Below are 16,064 nucleotides of genomic sequence, written 5' to 3' on the forward strand. Positions count from 1 at the left end.
AGAAGTCTGGCTGCGTATGCGTGTGTGGCCCCTTGACTCTGGACCTAGGTCCAGGGTGTATAGTGCGCTCGATGAAACCTTCGACCATTGGGTGGCTCGCCAGAGAGGCGGGTGTCCGGGTGGACACGGTTCGCTATTACGAGCGCCGGGGCTTGATCCCGCCGCCCTCTCGGCGCGACTCGGGCTATCGGGAGTATACCGACGACGACCTCGCGCGGGTCCGGTTCATCCGGCGGGCCAAGGACCTGGGGTTTTCGCTGGCGGAGATTGCCGAGCTGTTGAATCTGCGGGTCGACCGCCGGAAGACCTGCGCGGACGTCAAGCGCGAAGCGGAGCGGAAGATGGCCGAGATCGATCAACGAATCGCCGAACTCGCGCGAATGCGCGGCGCCCTGAAGGGTCTGGCTGCAGCCTGTCGGGGACAGGGCCCCACGAACGAGTGCCCGATCCTCGACAACTTTGACCAAGCGCCTGGTAACCGGGGAAGGAGGCGGTGAAGCAGAGGGCAAGAGAGGACAGAGCGAACGGCAAGAGCGTCTCGCAGTGCTTCGCCACCTGGTAGGAGGGGGCGATTGGCATCCGTGCCGTCGGCACGGCGCAGGTTCTCGGCGCGGGAAAGCGCGCCTACGTTCCTTCGGCACCTGTAAGGAAACGCGCATTGTATTCCGCGCCGCTAGGCGCGGTGCAGGTTGCGCCACGCAAGCGAGGAAGGGAGGGTGACATGTCTACACAACGACGAGTGGAAGTGTTCAGCGCGGGGTGCACGGTCTGTGACGAGACCATCGCCATGGTCCAACGCCTGGCGTGTCCGTCGTGCGCCGTGGAGGTCGTCTCGACGCGCGACGCAGCCGGAGCGGACCGCGCCCGCCGGTACGGCGTCACGCGCGTGCCCGCGGTGGCGGTTGACGGCCGCCTACTCGCGTGCTGCGCGCAAGGCGGTCCCACGGAAGCCACGCTGCGAGAGGCCGGTATCGGCCGTCCCCTGGCGTAACGTGCAGGTCCCTCGGCGAATGGGCAGGCGTCTGGCCGGACCAGCGGTTTGACCATGGCGGCCGCGTCTTCACGGTTGCTGAAAACCGGGGCGGTCGGCTCGACCATCGCGGCGGTCTGTTGCTTCACGCCGATCCTGGTCGTGCTGCTGGGCGCGCTGGGCCTGGGCGCGATCGCCGGCTATCTCGACTATGTGTTGCTTCCCGTCCTGGGGCTGTGCCTCGCGATCCTGGCGTACGGCCTGTACCTGCGCCGGAGGGAGCGGGCGGCCTGCTGTCCTCCGCAGGCCAACCACCGAGAGCCGCGATGAGATCTCAAATCGCGGGGCCCGACGTCTTGCATGACGTCGTGGGATTGACTATAGTTTCACGCCGCATCGCGCGGATCGTCCGATCGTGAGAGCCTTCATCAAAGTGCCGGGTCTGACCGAGGACCGGGCCGCTGACTTGGCGCGGGCGCTGGCTGCCGTGGAGGGCGTGGTGGATGCCGAGGTCTTCGCCGAGGACGAGGTGGCGTCCGTCCTATACGATGTCCGCGCGGATGTCTCGACCCTGATGGCGGTGATCAAGCAAGCCGGGTATGACGACGCACAGCCCTTATAAGTCCGTGGCTCCGGAGTCCCAGGCGGGGGGAGCATGCCCGGCATGACACTGCTGGGCGCCGCCGCGCCGATCGATTTGCTGGACGGGTGCACGCCGGAAACCCGCCGGCTGCTGCACGTGGTCCACGAGTTGGTGGACGAGCCGCACGAGCGGATCGACGCCAAGCGCGTGGTGACCCTCTTCTGCACCCGCGAATTGGGGCTCGATCCCGACGACGTGGAAGCCGCGTGTGAAGACGTCGCGGCGCACGTGCAGCACGATTACCTGCCCGGCACCGTCGGACACGTCTACCGCACGCTGCTCCGCCTGACTCAGCCTTGGCGCGCGCGGTACCCGCTTCTGGAGGCCGCGGGCCTGATCGGCGACCACCACGATGACGAGCCCGGCGGTCCCGACCTGGTCAGCGTCCGGGTGTCCGACGTGTCCCACACCGTGTTGCCGCTGGATCGTGCGCCGCTGTTGCCGATCGGATTACTCAACGGTCGAAGCGACGCGGACGCCGTGGTCCCTTCGCACAATCTTTCCGAGCTGTGGACCGCAATGGAGCACCTCCGGCAGGAGCCGGACGAGTCGATCGAGGACCTGATGGAGGTGATGCCGGGACCGGATTTCCCGTCTGGCGGCGTGATCTGGGGCATGGCGCCGGTGCGGGAGCTGTACGAAACCGGAGCCGCGACATTGGTGCTTCGCGCCGCGATCGACGACCAGTTGCAGGGAGCGCGGACGCGGCTGGCCATCGTCTCCCTTCCGCCGGGGGTGTTGATCAAGACGGTGGCGGCTCAGATCCGAGACTTGGCCAAGCGCGGTCGCGTGGTCTTGACCCAGCTCGAAGATCTCTCCACGCAGGACCGCGTCCAGATTCTGCTCGACGCGCCGAGAACCGTCACCACCACGGCGCTCAAGACCGTGCTGTTTGCCGAAACCGATTGTGAACGACGCGTGCCCTGCCGGTTGGCGTTCGCGTCCGACCGGGGCACCGTGACCCGCCCGCTCCGGGATTGGCTCGCCGAAGCCAACCGCCGGTGCACGCCGGCGTGGCGTCCTAAACGCGGCCCCATGCTCGATCGCGTTCCCACGCTCCGAGAGATCATGGAGCGCGGAGGATACGAAAGCCCGCTCTTCGACCTCATCGATCACCGACGGACCAAGATCCTGACGAGTTGACTCTGAACGGTGGGAGCGAGCCGGCTGGCGCGTCTGGCGACCTAGATGGCTGGCCAGCACGGATAGCCGAGGTAAGCGGGTTCCTAAGACCTTCAGCCTGGTTAGGGATGGCCAGATGCAAGGCGCCGCGAGAACCGGAGCCGTAGGGGCGTATTGCAATACGCCCCTACAAAGACGTGGGACCGGAAAGCGCTTCGCGCGGACCCGTCGCGCTGGCAATGTCCCGTTCCGCTCGCTTGGCGACGCAAGCGCAGCAGCAACGCCGCAGATGGCCATCCATGGCCAGGCGCTGGTCACTACGTGACCAGATAGACGACGTCGTGCTCGCGCGCGTGTTCCGTGACTTTAAGCCCCACCGCCTGTCCGATATCGGTCGAGCTCACCTGGTCGTGTTCGATTTGCAGGGAATTGACCGTCTGGTAGAAGTCGCTGGTGTGCCCCTTGATGTGAATCCGGTCGCCGACCTGTAAGCGACGATCGGTCACCGCGACCACGGCCACGGACAGGTGCGAGTAGTAATGCGTGACCACGCCCACTTTGAGTTCGTTGGCCGGCACTATCGGTGCCGGAGGCACCGTAGGTTTGGGCGCCGGGGCGACGCGCGGGGCCGCGGGTTTCTTGGCAACGGCGGTTTTGCGCGGCCGGGCCGCGGCTCGCGCGGTTTTCTTCACCGCCTTGCGCACAGTTTTTTTCTTGACCGCCGCCCGCTTCTTCGGCCCCACCCGCCGCTTCGCGGCCGTTGAACGAGACTTGGCGGTCTTCTTGGCTTTCTTGGGGACTCTTCGTCTCGCCGCCGCGGATCGGGCCTTAGCAGGTTTCTTCTTGGCGGATCGTTTCTTCGACGCTGAGCGGGACTTTTTCATCGGCAAGATCTCCTTTCTTCACTCGCGACATAAGCGTAGGGCCTTGCGAGGCCCGAAGCTGCGAAGAGTCAGGTTGTTTCCGCGATCCGCGCCTACGCGGATCGGAGCCTGTTCAGGAGCGCGCCAGATCCAAGGCGCCGCGAGAACCGGACCGCAGCGTACTGGGTCGTACGTGAGGACCGGAAGCGCAGCGGCAACGCCGGAGATGGCCGCTCATCAACAGGCTCCCCAGGCTCTAAGCGGCGCGTTGATCGAGAGGGACATACTCGCGCCCATGAACCCCCTCATAGATCTCCGTGGGCCGGAAGATATGGTTGTCCTGGAGTTGCTCGACCCAATGGGCGAGCCACCCCGCGACCCGCGCCACGGCGAAGACCGGGGTGAAGAAGTCGGGCTCGAGGCCCATTTTCTGATACACGATGCCGGAGTAAAAATCGACGTTGGGGTAGACGCCTTTTTGGGCCAACAGGTCGAACGCGACGCGCTCCACGGCTTCGGCCACCTCGTACAGCGGGGACTTCCCGAATTTGGCGAAGAGCTCCTTGGCCAGCGATTGCAGAATGACGGCGCGAGGGTCCTTGACCTTGTACTCGCGATGGCCCAGCCCCATGATCTTGCCGCCCCCGACGAGCTGGCGTTCCACGTACGAGCGGGCGTTCTCGGGTTTGCCGATCTCCCGCAACATGAGGAGGACCTCTTCGTTCGCGCCGCCGTGCAACGGCCCCATCAACGTGCCGATCGCGGACGAGACCACGGTGTAGGCGTCCGCGAGCGTGGATGCGGTCACCAGACCGGAGAACGTCGAGGCGTTCATGGTGTGCTCGGCGTGCAGAATCAAACAGACGTCCAGCACCCGGGCGATCAACGGGTCCGGCACCTTGCCGGTGAGCATATACAGGAAGTTGGCGGCGTGATCCAGGTCATCCTGAGGAGGAATCGGGTTGTCGCCGCGTCGCATGCGGGCGTAGGCCGCGACGATGGTGGGCAACTTGGCGAGCAAGCGCACCACCGAGCTGTACTGCACGTCGCGGTCCCGCACGTTTTTGGCGGGATAAAACATGCCGAGCGCCGCCACCGCGGCCTGCAGCGCGTCCATCGGGTGGCCGCCTTCCGGCAGGCATTTCATCAGATCCGTGATGCGGAACTTGATCTGGCGGTGCGCGATGAGATCCGCCTCAAAACGCTGGAGCTCCTGTCGGGTCGGCAGGTCGCCGAACACGAGCAGATACGCGGTTTCAACGAACGTGCTGTGGCGGGCGAGCAACTCGAGGCGGACGCCGCGGTACTCCAGCAAGCCCTTTTGGCCGTCGAGGTAACTGATTTTGGAGCGCGCTGCGGGAATTCCTGCGAGTCCGGGGGAGTACTCCACATTGACTCCTTTCACCCGCCACGTCCGATGTGGCGCGGTTCAATATCCCGTTGTCGGATCGCAGTTCATTGTAGGAGGTGCCTTCCGGGATGTCAACCGCGGGCGCTGCCGTCGGGTCACGTGGCGCTTCGCAGCGCGGCCAGGAACGCGGCGCCGTATTGGGCCAGCTTCTTCGGGCCCACGCCGCTGACGGCCAAGAGCTCGCCGTCGTTCGCGGGCCGGCGCTCGACCATTTGGATCAACGCCGCGTCGGAAAACACCAAATAGGCGGGAATGCCGCGCGCGTCGGCCAGTTGTTTGCGCAGCGATTTGAGTCGGGCCAACAGCGCGTCGTCCACGCTCAGGCTTTCGGAGTCCTCGCGCGACCGTTTGCGCGGTCGCACCGACACGGCGCGTGAGGACGCGAGCAAGTCGGTGTTCGAGCAGACGTCGCACGACGTGCGACACGGGGCGATGGCTTCGCCCAGGTATGCGACCAGGGTGCGGTGGCGGCACGCGCGCCGGTCGGCCCACGCGAACATCTCCCGGCACTGGTCGCGGCTGCGTGTGCGAACGTGCGGATCGTCCACGTCTTCGACGAACCGGTCGTAACTCGCCACCTCGGCCCACGAGTAGAACAGGATGCAGTCGCTGGGCGCGCCGTCGCGGCCGGCCCGCCCGATTTCCTGGTAGTACCCTTCGAGGCTCTTGGGCATGTCGCGGTGGATGACGTATCGGATGTTGGGTTTGTCGATGCCCATGCCGAACGCCACGGTGGCCACCACCACGTCGATCTCGTCCCGCCGGAACGCGTCCTGGACCCGGGAGCGGTCCGCGGCATCCATGCCCGCGTGATAGGGCATGGCGCGCACCCCGTGCTCGCGCAGGAATTCCGCGGTCGCCTCGACGGTTTTCCGGCTCAAGCAATAGACGATGCCGCTGCGATCCGCGCGTTCGCGCACCAGGGCGAGCACGTCGGCGCGGGTGTTCCGTCCGTCGCCCTTGCGGTAGGCGTGCAGCCGGAGATTGGGTCGGAAAAACGACCCGCGGAACTGCCGGGGCGCGACCATCCCCAGTTGGCGTTCGATGTCCGCGACCACCTCCGCGGTGGCCGTGGCGGTGAGCGCCAGCACGGGCACGCCGCCCAGGCGGGTCTTTAAGCCCGCCAGGTTGCGGTAGGCGGGGCGAAAGTCGTGGCCCCACTGGCTGATGCAGTGCGCTTCGTCCACCGCGACCAACCGCATATCGCAGCCCGCGAGCACCTCGGATAACGAGGACTCCACGCCCTCGGGCGCGGCATACACCAGCTCGTACCGTCCCGCGCGCAACGCGGCTACGCGCGACCGGCGCTCTTCGGGATCGAGACTGGTGTTGATGAACGTCGCCCGGATGCCGAGCTCGGTCAGCGCGTCCACCTGATCCTTCATCAGCGCGATCAGCGGAGAGACCACCAGCGTGGTGCCGCCCAGAATTCTCGCCGGGATCTGGTAGGTGAGCGACTTGCCCGCGCCCGTGGGCATGACGCCGATGCAGTCGCGGCCCTCCAACACCGCGTGAATGATCTCTTCCTGCCCCGAGCGAAACGCAGCGTACCCGAAGGTGGATCGCAACACCTCGTGCGGCGACACGCCCACCGAGGGCGGCAGGGCGCTGAGCTCTTCAGCGAGTTGTTTGAGCAAGCGGATGGTGGCGGGCTCGAACAGGTCCGGCCGCGTCCGGTACGCCTCGCGTAGTCGAGCCAGTCGGTCGCGGCTCGCACGTCGGTCGTCGCGGCTCAGGGGGGGGCCGCTGATGGTCTGGACCAGCGAGTCGATGTCGCGCTGCAGATCGGATTTGGTCAGCGAGCCGAACACGGGGATGGACAGGATCTAGGTAGCCGCTCGTGGCCGGTGAACGAGGGCAAGCACCACGCCCAGTAACAGGAATTCGATCACCGTGTCCGCGGCCATGGCCAGTGAAAACGGAATGGGTTGCCCCACCACGATCGCCAGCCGGAACTGGGAAGGGATCGCGGCAATCGCACCCAGCAGCATCACGAACAATACGCCCTTGCGCGGCACCGGCGCCCACGTCGCCGCAGTAGCGGCGTAGATCCAGCTCACGGCCAGTCCCGTCAGCAGGTAGAGCACCAGGCTGCCGGCCAGGTCCCACATGGGATTCGGAAGGCCTTTCAGGAATAGAAAGATGACGCCGCCGGGGTCGGGCGATCCAGGGTCGCCGAAAATCCACATGCCGTCGCGCAGATCGGGAGAATGTTCGAAAAAGAGCTGCTGGAGCGAGGTCGAGACCGGAATCTTGGGGAAGAACGCGCGATTGTAGGGGAGGACGAGCCACGCGAACAGCGAATACGCCTGCATGACGAGGCCGCCCACGATCCCGCCGACGAACACCCGGCCGATTGACGCCACGGTTTTCTCCGCCATTTCGACGCGGCAGTATAACGAAGGTCTCAGGCGATCGCAATGGCCGGGAGGGTTTCCTTTCTTTTTCCCGCAGATCAGTTATGATGCACCGACATACGGAGGGGGCTGATGAGGGTAAGTACCGAAGACCGGGTCAAAACCACGTTCCGAGTCGTCCTGATCAAACCGTCGCACTACGACGACGAGGGGTACGTCATCCGGTGGATGCGGTCGTGCATCCCCAGCAACACCTTGGCGTGCCTGTACGCGATCACGGACACGGTGCGGGCGTCGGGTCGCCTGGGGCCGGACGTGGATGTGGTGATCGACGTGTACGACGAAAGCAACCAGCGCATCCCGGTCAAGGCGATCATCCGCCAACTGACCGCGCCCGGATCAGGGGGCGTGGTGTGCCTGGCGGGCGTGCAGTCGAACCAGTTTCCGCGCGCCATGGACCTGGCGCGTGAGTTCCGCGACGCAAACGTGCCGGTGCTGGTCGGCGGGTTTCACGTCAGCGGGTGTTTGTCGATGCTGGACAAGATTCCGGATGATCTCACCGCGGCCATGGCCCAGGGCGTCACGCTGGTCGCCGGCGAGGTGGAGGAGCGGTGGGGTGAGGTGTTGGAGGACGCGGTCCACGGCCGTCTGAAGCCGCTCTACAACTTTCTCAACGATCTGCCGAACCTCCAAGGACAGGCGGCCCCAATCCTGCCGCGCGAGGTGGTCTCGCGGTACGTGGGGAACCTGGCCACGTTCGACGCGGGGCGCGGCTGTCCGTTCGAATGCAGTTTTTGCACCATCATTAATGTCCAGGGGCGCAAGTCGCGCTATCGCACCGCGGACGACGTCGAAGCCATCATCCGCGCCAACCATCGGATGGGCATCAAGCGCTACTTCATCACCGACGACGACTTTGCCCGCAACAAACACTGGGAAGCGATTTTCGACCGGATCATCCTGCTGCGCCAGCGCGACGGCATCAAGATCTCCTTCATCCTCCAAGTGGACACCGCGAGCCACCGGATCCCGCGATTCGTGGAGAAGGCGGGCAAGGCGGGGTGCCGCAAGGTGTTCATCGGGTTGGAGAACGTCAATCCCCAAACGTTGAAGGACACAGGCAAGAAGCAGAACCAAGTCCACCAGTACCGCGAGATGTTGCAGGCGTGGCGGCAAACCAACGCCGTAACGTTCGCGGGCTACATCATCGGCTTCCCCAACGACACCTACGAGTCGGTGATGCGCGACGTGGCCGTGCTCAAACGGGAACTGCCGCTCGACCTGGTCGAGTTCTTCATCCTGACCCCGCTGCCAGGCTCCGAAGATCACCAGACTCTGGTCAAGAACGGCGCGTGGCTGGAACCCGATATGAACCAGTACGACACCGAACACCCGTGTTCCGCGCATCCCAAGATGTCGCACCAGGAGTGGATGCGCGCGTACCACGGGGCGTGGCGGTCGTTCTACACCTGGGAGCACATGGAGACAGTTTTCCGGCGCCGTCGCGCCGAAGGACACAGCGTGGGCAAGATGCTGGGCCAGATGATGTGGTTCTGCGGTTCGATGTTCGTCGAAGGCGTGCACCCGCTGCAAGCCGGCATCCTCCGGCGCAAGCACCGTTCCGAGCGCCGTCCCGGGTTTCCACGCGAATCCGCGGTGGGGTTCGGGTGGCGGCGCGTCCGTGAAGTCGCGGCCGAACTGACCGGAGCGCTGTGGCTGGTGTTGAGGCTGGCTCGACTGGCCCGACGCGTCACCAAGGATCCCTCCGGCAGCACCTACCGGGACGACGCGATTACGCCCGCGCCGATCGGGCTCCCGCTCCCGGTGTTGGCCCCGGTGCCGGGGCCGGATCCCGTCAACGCCGCGACTCGATAACCTCCCAGCAGAACAGGGCTAGCACCGACGCCTCAATTTCGGTATGATCGAGCGAAGTCATCGGGCCGCAACCCGATGGGATCGACCGGAGGCGTGCCATCGTCGCGGATCGCTTCAACCGGTTTTTCCGACTGATCGCCCTCTTCGTGGCCGCGTTCTGTTTCGGCCGCCTCGTCTTCTTCCTCACCTACGCCGACGTGTTCTCGAGCGCGCCGCCCGCGAACGTGGTGTGGGCTTTCTTGTACGGCCTGCGGTTCGACCTGTCCACGGTGGTCATGTTGACTGCGCCGTTCTTCCTGATCCTGTTCTTCCCGGGGGTGTCGCGCAGCCCGCGACTGACGCGCGTCACGCTGGCCGCGCTGTTGCTCTGGTTCAACGCGCTCCTGGTCTATGACTTCGTCGACATCCAGTACTTCGGGTTCGCGCAGCGGCACCTGACCTTCGAGGTCCAGAGCGCGGTCCACGACCTGCGGACCATACTGGGGATCGGTCTGGCCCAGTACCTGCCGGAGTTGATCGGCCTGGCCGTGGTCATGGTCGTCTTCTCCCTCGCGTATTGGAAGGTCGCCCGCTCGTTCGTCGCGGTGTCCACGGGCCCGCAGCCGAGCCGGGCGCGAACGCTCGCGGTGGAAGCGCTCGTCTTGCTGATCCTGATCTCGTTGGAGGTCGTGTTCATCCGCGGCGGGCCGCAGGCCAAGCCCATGGGGGTGCGCAGCGCGTATCTGAACGAATCGGTCGAACTGGGCGGGCTGACCCTCAACGGCCTATACACCTCGCTGTTCTCGCTGGCCGAGCGGCTGGACGGTCGCGATCCTGTGACGCAACTCGCGCGGCTTGCATCCAGCGATCCGGCGGCGGATCGCCAAGCCGTATTGGAGCGAATTGTGGCGTCTCCTCCGGAGATCGCCGAGCCCGAGTATCCGCTCTTGCGCCGGTTCCAGGCTGCCCCGGAGGGTCCGCGGCGTTGGAACGTGGTGGTGCTCATCCTGGAGAGTTGGTCGGCGAAGTTCGTGGGAGCGCTGGGCGCCGAGCCGGACGCGACCCCGTTCTTTTCGCAGTTGTCGCAAGACGGTTTGCTGCTGACCAATTGCTTCGCGAATGCGCAGCGATCGATCGAAGGGTTGTCGGCCATCCTCGGGTCGGTCCCGGTGTGGCCGGGGATGGTGCTGGGCCAGGGCGGCCTGCTCTACCAGACCCGCCTGGAGCCGGTCGGGAGCGTGTTTCGCGCGAACGGGTACCAGACCCTGTTCGTGCACGGCGCGCGACGCGGATCCATGGGATTCGACGGTTTGATGAGACGGATCGGCATCGAGCGCCACGTGTCGCGCGAGGATTTCGAAATCACCGAAGCCACGGACGACGGCGTGTGGGGCATCTACGACGAGCCCGCGTTCCTGCGCGCGGACGCGGAGATGCGCCGCCTCCAAGAACCGTTCTACACCGCGGTGTTCTCGCTCAGCTCGCACACGCCCTATCTCCTGCCGTCCAAGACCTTCGAGCGCTTCGGCCCCGAGGTTCCGTTCCATGAATTTCGCAATTCGATGGCTTACACGGACTGGGCGCTCTCGCGCTTTTTCGAAACGGCCCGCAGCGCCCCCTACTTCGACCACACCCTGTTCGTGATCCTGGGCGATCACACCGAGGGGCCTTCCACCGGCGAGACTCTCTACGAGGCGTACCACATCCCGTGCCTGCTCTATGGCCCGGGCCTGATCAAGCCCGGGCGCTTCGACGGCGTCGTCACTCACCTCGACGTGTTCCCCACCCTGGTGCACGCGGTGGGCTTGTCAACCCCGTTCACGTCATGGGGTAAGTCCGTGTTCGCGCCGGGGCCGCGTGTCGGCGTGCTGCCGCGCGGGGACATGTTCGTGGTGGCGGAGGCGCCCTACCTGCTGCTCACGCGAATGGACGCGCCGGTGGCGCTGTACGACTACACGGTGGATCCGGGCGCGAACGTGCTGGAACGGGACGAGGTGACGCGCGCTGCGGCCGAGCGCATGGGCCGGTACTTGCGGGCCTACCTTCGATTCAGCTACGAGTTGATCCTGGAGAACCGGGTACGGCCCCCGCACGGCGGGGCGACGCTCACCGTGACTGCGGCGGCGCGGTGAAGGCCATCTGACGGACCTTCAGCTTGCACTCGGGCTTCTGGCCTTCGGGCCCGAGGAAGATCACCTTATTGTCGTAGCGGACCTCGATCTTCTGGCCGACGTCGCCGTTGGGGCACGGCGGCCCCTGCTTGTCCGCCCGGATCTCCATGGTGCCGACGGTGAGCGAATACGCGGTGACATTGAGGTTCGTGAAAAAGTTGCGCTCGGTGATTGTAGCGGTGTCCTGAGCCAGCATGGGCGGTTTGACGGGCTCGGCGGACAGAGCGGACGATGGGGTTAACGCGCAAATAGCGAGTACGGCCCCCGAGATTGCGCTGGCGGCGTTCGTTCGCCTGCTAAATCCCCCCTTGCCCCCCTTTAACAAAGGGGGGGAGGGGGGATTTGTCTCCTGACTTGGTCGCATGGTCCCGCGATTCTACTGGAGCGAGCGTTGTATTGCAAAGCGGCATGACGCTACGGTACGATCGCGCCGTGCCCACCAGTCCCTCCAAATCGCTCGACACGTTCCCAAATCCGAATCCGGAACGTGATTACGAAATCCGGTTCGAGTGCCCGGAGTTCACGTGTTTGTGCCCCAAGACCGGGCAACCCGACTTCGCGACGATCCGTATTCGCTATACCCCCGACAAACTCTGCGTGGAATTGAAGTCGTTGAAGTTGTATCTCTGGTCCTATCGCAATGAAGGCGCGTTCCACGAAGCCGTGACCAACGCGATTCTCAACGATCTGGTCGCCACGCTCCAGCCGCGCTTTGCCGAGATCGAAGGCGACTTCTTTGTACGCGGGGGTATTCACACCGTGGTGACGGTTCGGCACACCAAGCCGGGATTCGCACCGCCGTGAGCATCTGGGCAAAACTCCACATCACCGCGCTCGCGTTCTGGGTCGGGGTGATGGGGTTTTTTGCGGGCGTGCTCGCGCCCACTACGTTTCGAACGTTTCCCACCGGCCAGGCGGGGGACCTGATGAACAAGCTGTTCGTGCCCTATCACATTGTCGGCTACGCGTGCGCCGGCGCGGCGCTGTTGACCCTGTGGCTCGCGGGCGGGTTTCGTGGCAAGGTCCGCAATGTCCTGATGATCGCGTTGTTGGGCGCCACGCTCTACGCCGGCTTCGTGCTGTCGCCGGAGGCGCGCGCGCTGCGGGCGGAGCTGCGGCAGACCGACGCCGCGAACGAAAGCCCCATGGTCAGAAGTCGGTTCAACACGTTGCACCGCCGCTCCGTCACGCTGAACGGAGCGATCTTGATCGGCGCCCTGACCGCATTGGTCTGGGGCGTGGCCAGCCCGCCGAAGCCGAAGACCAAGTAGCCCGCGGTATTTCATCGGCGTGTCGCGCGATGAACGTCATCACGGTCGAAGACATCCGCAAGGTCTACCGGGCGTCCGGCGCGGAACCGATCCACGCGTTGCACGGCGTGTCGTTCGAGGTCTCGCAAGGCCAGGTCTACGGCTTGCTCGGCCCCAACGGCGCGGGCAAGACCACCCTGGTCAAGATCCTCACCACGCTGACGGCTCCCACCTCGGGCCACGCCACCATCTGCGGATTCGACCTGGTCCACCAAGCCCTGGACGTGCGGCGGCAGATCGTGGCGGTGCTGCAGCAGACCGCGGTGGACGGCCTGCTCACGGTGGAAGACAACCTGCGGATCTACGCCTATTTGCACGGCGTGGGCGCAGACGAGACGCGCGCCCGCATGCGCTGGTTGCTGGAAGAGTTCGAACTCGGCAGCCAGGCGCGCCAGACCGTGCAGCATTTGAGCCTGGGCACCAAGCGCCGCATCCAAGTCGCCAAGATCTTCATGGTGGACGCGCCCGTGATCTTCCTGGACGAAAGCACCACCGGCATGGACCCGCTGATGCGACGCCGCGTGCTGGATCGCATCCGTCTGGAAGCGAAAAAAGGCCGCACCGTGCTGTTGACCACCCAGGTGCTGAGCGAAGCCGAAGAGCTGTGCGACACCATCATGATCATCAACCGCGGCAAGACCCTGGCCGCCGGCACGCTACAAGATTTGCGCAGGCTCTCCAACCGCATGTTTCGCGTGACCATGACCTTTGCCCGCGACGGGGACTTTCAGCAACTCCTGCAGCCCCTGAACCCTGCATCCCTCCGGATAGACGGGGACACGGTGGATATGCTCTTCAAGGGCGAAGAAGCGCAGTTGCTCGGCAAGCTGGCCGAGGTGGCGCGAGCGATCCCGATCCTGCACTTCGAAGTCCAAGGCGCTGGGTTGGAAGAGATTTTCGTGGAGCTGGTTCAAACCAAACACACCGGCCCGCAAGAGGACGGGGCGCCATGAGCGGCTTGGTGGCGATCTTCTACCGCGACTGGCGGCAGCGCATCACGAATATCGGGTTCGTGTTCTGGGATCTGTTCGTGCCGGTCGCGTATCTCTTATTGTTCGGCCTCGGGTTCGAGCGCACGTTCGGCGAGCAGTTCGCCATCCAAGGAACCCCGATCCCGTACGCGGACTTTTTCCTGGCCGGCGTGCTGGCCATGACAACCTTTGGTATCGCCCTGAACACGTCGTGGGGCTTTTTCATGGACAAGGACTCCGGCATCTTCTATGAACTGCTCACCTATCCCATCACCCGGCGCCAGTTCCTGTTCGGCAAGATTCTCTTCAACGTGCTGCTGAGCGCCACCGGCGCCCTGCTCGCGATCCTGCTGGGCGCACTGGCCCTCGACGTGGCGGTGCGCTGGCTCTGGCTGCCCGTAACAGTCCTGGTTGTGATGTGCACCACCGCGGGCTGGTTCTTCTTCCTGAGCATTCCCGCAATCCGCTTCGACCGCATGGACTCCTTCAACACCTTCAACAGCGCGGCCTACATTCTTCTAATGTTCCTCAGCACCATGTTCTACCCCATCGAATCCCTACCCGCATGGTTTCGCGCCATCGCGTGGCTCAACCCCATGACCTGGCAGGTGGACGTGTTGCGCTACAGCCTGCTGGGGATCGGGTCGGCGAGTGTCGCGCTGGTGGAGTTTGCGTGCTTCATGGCGTTTACGTTCATCTGCCTCTCGTTGGCGGTGAGGACGATTGATCGGGTGGGTTGAGTCGATGCATAAAAATTTCTATAATGATGCATATCATCCCTAGGAGGCCGGCATGAGAACCACCATGAATCTCCCCAAAGCGCTGCTCGGAGAAGCCAAGAAGGTCTCCGGGGCGAAGACCAATACAGGGGCCGTCGTCCTCTCGCTCCAGAAGATGATCGATTCGAAGAAGATCGAAAAACTCCGTTCGCTCAGAGGCGTGCTCCGGCTCGACGTGGATTTGAGCCGCCTGCGACGAGATCGAACGAATGGCACCGTGAAGCGGAAGGCCCGAGGCCGCCGCGGGTGAGCGAGATACTGGTCGACACGTCGGTCTGGCTGGACTTCTTTCGCGATCGAGACTCTCCGTATGGCATCGCATTGGACCGCCTGTTGCAAGAAGAGCGCGTGTGTACCACGGGATTGATCACGGCGGAGATTATTCCCGGCGCCAGGACGCTGAAACACTATCGGGCGTTGAAGGATTACTTCCAGGCGATCCCGCGCGTCGATGCGCCAGCCACGCTCTGGGACGACGTGATGGAGACGCAGTTCCGTTTGAAGCGAAAGGGCGTGAACGGGATGAGCATCCCTGATCTGATCATCGCCGTGGTGGCGCTCGCCGCAGACCGAGCCGTCTTCACCAAAGACCACGATTTCACGCTGATCAGGAGAGTCCTCCCCCTCCGCGTTGTTGAGGTGACCGCCTCGACGGGCGGATAAGTCGGGGTGGCCATACCTCGGATGGAAAATAAATCTGGACCAGAATCTCGTTTAACATCTGGTGCAGGTTAGCCATCAATTGAGGAGCTGTAATGGTTGCTTGGGCCGAACGAGAAACTTGGGTCGCAGTGTTTGACATCCTGGGATTCAAGAGTCTGATTCGACAAGCCGACCACCCCGTGCCCCGGGAGGCCCTGAAATCTAAGATCGAGGACTTGCTTCAGATTCTCGAATCAGATTCCGCTAAGCAGGGACGGCTCGACTTTGTGATGTTTTCGGATACATTCGTGGTTTTTGCGCCCGATCTCGCCTCCGGGTCATATCCATGGTTTCTTCTCGTGTGCCGGTCGTTGATAACGAAATCGATTTACATCGAACTTCCCTTGCGGGGAGCCATTAGCCTAGGGCCAGCCTTCTTCTCCAAAGAACCAACAATAGTGCTCGGGTCGTCATTTGTAGAAGCCTACGAGTACTGTGAGGACCAAGACTGGATTGGGCTGTTGCTAACACCTTCGGCCGTGGCAGCCCTTCGGAGGGCCGGGCTTGAACCTCTTCGCCACGACTTTGTGTCAGACGTTGTACCACTTCGGAAAAAGTCTTCCGAAGGGGTGCTCGCTTATCGCTTTCAGAACGGTAGCGCAAACTTTGATAGTCCTCTGCTGGCGCATCTCGGTCAGATGCGACATCATGCACCTGAATCTGCGAAGCAAAAGTATCAGGACACTATCGCGTTCATACGCCGGCATTACAGGTATGTTTATAGCTAATGGGCTTGATATGCAAAAAATACAATGCCTCGCGTTTGCCGCCGCCATCGGGGGAATGAGTCAATCCCTTTTTTAGTTGAGATTTGATCACGGCTCCCTGTGGTCTACCTACGCGGCCTGGGTGATCCGCGCCGAATCCGGCTCCGCGAGGCGCACCAAGGCCGCGCGGAGTTGGGGTAATGC

At 63.9% G+C, this 16,064-nt stretch carries 19 protein-coding genes; 14 read left to right on the forward strand and 5 right to left on the reverse strand.

What is annotated here, in order from left to right; translation table 11 throughout:
- Positions 1-71 precede the first annotated feature (71 nt).
- From AB1451_10035 to AB1451_10055, 5 genes are all read left to right on the forward strand, one after another.
- Positions 72-497, forward strand: a complete 426-nt coding sequence (locus AB1451_10035) for a heavy metal-responsive transcriptional regulator (GenBank protein ID MEW6683241.1) — start codon at positions 72-74, stop codon at positions 495-497.
- Positions 498-721: 224 nt separating this feature from the next.
- Entirely contained in the window at positions 722-991 is a 270-nt protein-coding gene (locus AB1451_10040; GenBank protein ID MEW6683242.1) for a thioredoxin family protein, read from the forward strand.
- 54 nt (positions 992-1,045) lie between these two features.
- Entirely contained in the window at positions 1,046-1,300 is a 255-nt protein-coding gene (gene merF, locus AB1451_10045; GenBank protein ID MEW6683243.1) for a mercury resistance system transport protein MerF, read from the forward strand.
- Positions 1,301-1,385: 85 nt separating this feature from the next.
- Positions 1,386-1,592, forward strand: a complete 207-nt coding sequence (locus tag AB1451_10050; GenBank protein MEW6683244.1) for a heavy metal-associated domain-containing protein — start codon at positions 1,386-1,388, stop codon at positions 1,590-1,592.
- Positions 1,593-1,625: 33 nt separating this feature from the next.
- Positions 1,626-2,756: a DNA gyrase subunit A gene (locus AB1451_10055; GenBank protein MEW6683245.1), complete on the forward strand. Its 1,131-nt coding sequence runs from the start codon at positions 1,626-1,628 to the stop codon at positions 2,754-2,756.
- A gap of 296 nt (positions 2,757-3,052) precedes the next feature.
- On the opposite strand, the gene AB1451_10060 is transcribed toward AB1451_10055, so the two are convergent.
- From AB1451_10060 to AB1451_10075, 4 genes are all read right to left on the reverse strand, one after another.
- Positions 3,053-3,619: a hypothetical protein gene (locus tag AB1451_10060; GenBank protein MEW6683246.1), complete on the reverse strand. Its 567-nt coding sequence runs from the start codon at positions 3,617-3,619 to the stop codon at positions 3,053-3,055.
- A gap of 235 nt (positions 3,620-3,854) precedes the next feature.
- Complete coding sequence (locus AB1451_10065; GenBank protein MEW6683247.1) at positions 3,855-5,003, reverse strand: citrate synthase; 1,149 nt, start codon at positions 5,001-5,003, stop codon at positions 3,855-3,857.
- Positions 5,004-5,104: 101 nt separating this feature from the next.
- Positions 5,105-6,820, reverse strand: coding sequence for an ATP-dependent DNA helicase RecQ (locus AB1451_10070; GenBank protein ID MEW6683248.1), 1,716 nt, complete (start codon positions 6,818-6,820; stop codon positions 5,105-5,107).
- Positions 6,821-6,835: 15 nt separating this feature from the next.
- Positions 6,836-7,375: a hypothetical protein gene (locus AB1451_10075; GenBank protein MEW6683249.1), complete on the reverse strand. Its 540-nt coding sequence runs from the start codon at positions 7,373-7,375 to the stop codon at positions 6,836-6,838.
- 123 nt (positions 7,376-7,498) lie between these two features.
- Between AB1451_10075 and AB1451_10080 the strand changes: the two genes are divergently transcribed.
- Both AB1451_10080 and AB1451_10085 read left to right on the forward strand, forming a co-directional pair.
- Positions 7,499-9,241, forward strand: coding sequence for a radical SAM protein (locus AB1451_10080; protein MEW6683250.1), 1,743 nt, complete (start codon positions 7,499-7,501; stop codon positions 9,239-9,241).
- Positions 9,242-9,387: 146 nt separating this feature from the next.
- The gene (locus AB1451_10085) at positions 9,388-11,352 is read left to right on the forward strand and encodes a sulfatase-like hydrolase/transferase (protein MEW6683251.1); all 1,965 of its coding nucleotides are present in this window, start codon (positions 9,388-9,390) and stop codon (positions 11,350-11,352) included.
- Here AB1451_10085 and AB1451_10090 read toward each other — a convergent pair.
- Positions 11,327-11,587: a hypothetical protein gene (locus AB1451_10090; GenBank protein MEW6683252.1), complete on the reverse strand. Its 261-nt coding sequence runs from the start codon at positions 11,585-11,587 to the stop codon at positions 11,327-11,329. The two genes, AB1451_10085 and AB1451_10090, sit on opposite strands and share 26 nt — an antisense overlap.
- A gap of 236 nt (positions 11,588-11,823) precedes the next feature.
- On the opposite strand from AB1451_10090, the gene queF reads away from it, so the two are divergent.
- The 7 genes from queF (at position 11,824) to AB1451_10125 (ending at position 15,881) form a co-directional block, all read left to right on the forward strand.
- Positions 11,824-12,195, forward strand: coding sequence for a preQ(1) synthase (queF, locus tag AB1451_10095; GenBank protein MEW6683253.1), 372 nt, complete (start codon positions 11,824-11,826; stop codon positions 12,193-12,195).
- On the forward strand, positions 12,192-12,662 hold the full coding sequence (locus AB1451_10100) for a DUF4149 domain-containing protein (protein ID MEW6683254.1): 471 nt from the start codon (positions 12,192-12,194) through the stop codon (positions 12,660-12,662). Before queF ends, AB1451_10100 begins: the two co-directional genes overlap by 4 nt.
- Before the next feature lie 29 nt (positions 12,663-12,691).
- On the forward strand, positions 12,692-13,654 hold the full coding sequence (locus tag AB1451_10105; protein MEW6683255.1) for an ABC transporter ATP-binding protein: 963 nt from the start codon (positions 12,692-12,694) through the stop codon (positions 13,652-13,654).
- A complete protein-coding gene (locus tag AB1451_10110) occupies positions 13,651-14,412 on the forward strand; it encodes an ABC transporter permease (GenBank protein ID MEW6683256.1) in 762 nt (253 codons plus the stop codon). The genes AB1451_10105 and AB1451_10110 overlap by 4 nt, the downstream gene beginning before the upstream one ends.
- A gap of 52 nt (positions 14,413-14,464) precedes the next feature.
- Entirely contained in the window at positions 14,465-14,701 is a 237-nt protein-coding gene (locus tag AB1451_10115; protein MEW6683257.1) for a type II toxin-antitoxin system VapB family antitoxin, read from the forward strand.
- The gene (locus AB1451_10120; protein ID MEW6683258.1) at positions 14,698-15,114 is read left to right on the forward strand and encodes a PIN domain-containing protein; all 417 of its coding nucleotides are present in this window, start codon (positions 14,698-14,700) and stop codon (positions 15,112-15,114) included. Before AB1451_10115 ends, AB1451_10120 begins: the two co-directional genes overlap by 4 nt.
- Positions 15,115-15,242: 128 nt before the next feature.
- Positions 15,243-15,881 carry a hypothetical protein gene (locus AB1451_10125; GenBank protein MEW6683259.1) on the forward strand — a complete coding sequence of 213 codons (639 nt, stop codon included), beginning with the start codon at positions 15,243-15,245 and terminating at the stop codon, positions 15,879-15,881.
- The last annotated feature ends 183 nt before the right edge of the window (positions 15,882-16,064 follow it).

The sequence above is a fragment of the Nitrospirota bacterium genome, assembly GCA_040757335.1.
Classification (GTDB): domain Bacteria; phylum Nitrospirota; class Nitrospiria; order 2-01-FULL-66-17; family 2-01-FULL-66-17; genus JBFLXB01.

What these genes read in the sequence shown, in the direction of transcription:
- merF (MEW6683243.1), top strand. Translation starts at nt 1,046, where the DNA reads ATGGCGGCCGCGTCTTCACGGTTGCTGAAAACCGGGGCGGTCGGCTCG.
- AB1451_10080 (MEW6683250.1), top strand. Translation starts at nt 7,499, where the DNA reads ATGAGGGTAAGTACCGAAGACCGGGTCAAAACCACGTTCCGAGTCGTC.
- AB1451_10115 (MEW6683257.1), top strand. Translation starts at nt 14,465, where the DNA reads ATGAGAACCACCATGAATCTCCCCAAAGCGCTGCTCGGAGAAGCCAAG.
- AB1451_10040 (MEW6683242.1), top strand. Translation starts at nt 722, where the DNA reads ATGTCTACACAACGACGAGTGGAAGTGTTCAGCGCGGGGTGCACGGTC.
- AB1451_10105 (MEW6683255.1), top strand. Translation starts at nt 12,692, where the DNA reads ATGAACGTCATCACGGTCGAAGACATCCGCAAGGTCTACCGGGCGTCC.
- AB1451_10110 (MEW6683256.1), top strand. Translation starts at nt 13,651, where the DNA reads ATGAGCGGCTTGGTGGCGATCTTCTACCGCGACTGGCGGCAGCGCATC.
- AB1451_10090 (MEW6683252.1), bottom strand. Translation starts at nt 11,587, where the DNA reads ATGCTGGCTCAGGACACCGCTACAATCACCGAGCGCAACTTTTTCACG.
- AB1451_10035 (MEW6683241.1), top strand. Translation starts at nt 72, where the DNA reads ATGAAACCTTCGACCATTGGGTGGCTCGCCAGAGAGGCGGGTGTCCGG.
- AB1451_10060 (MEW6683246.1), bottom strand. Translation starts at nt 3,619, where the DNA reads ATGAAAAAGTCCCGCTCAGCGTCGAAGAAACGATCCGCCAAGAAGAAA.
- AB1451_10055 (MEW6683245.1), top strand. Translation starts at nt 1,626, where the DNA reads ATGCCCGGCATGACACTGCTGGGCGCCGCCGCGCCGATCGATTTGCTG.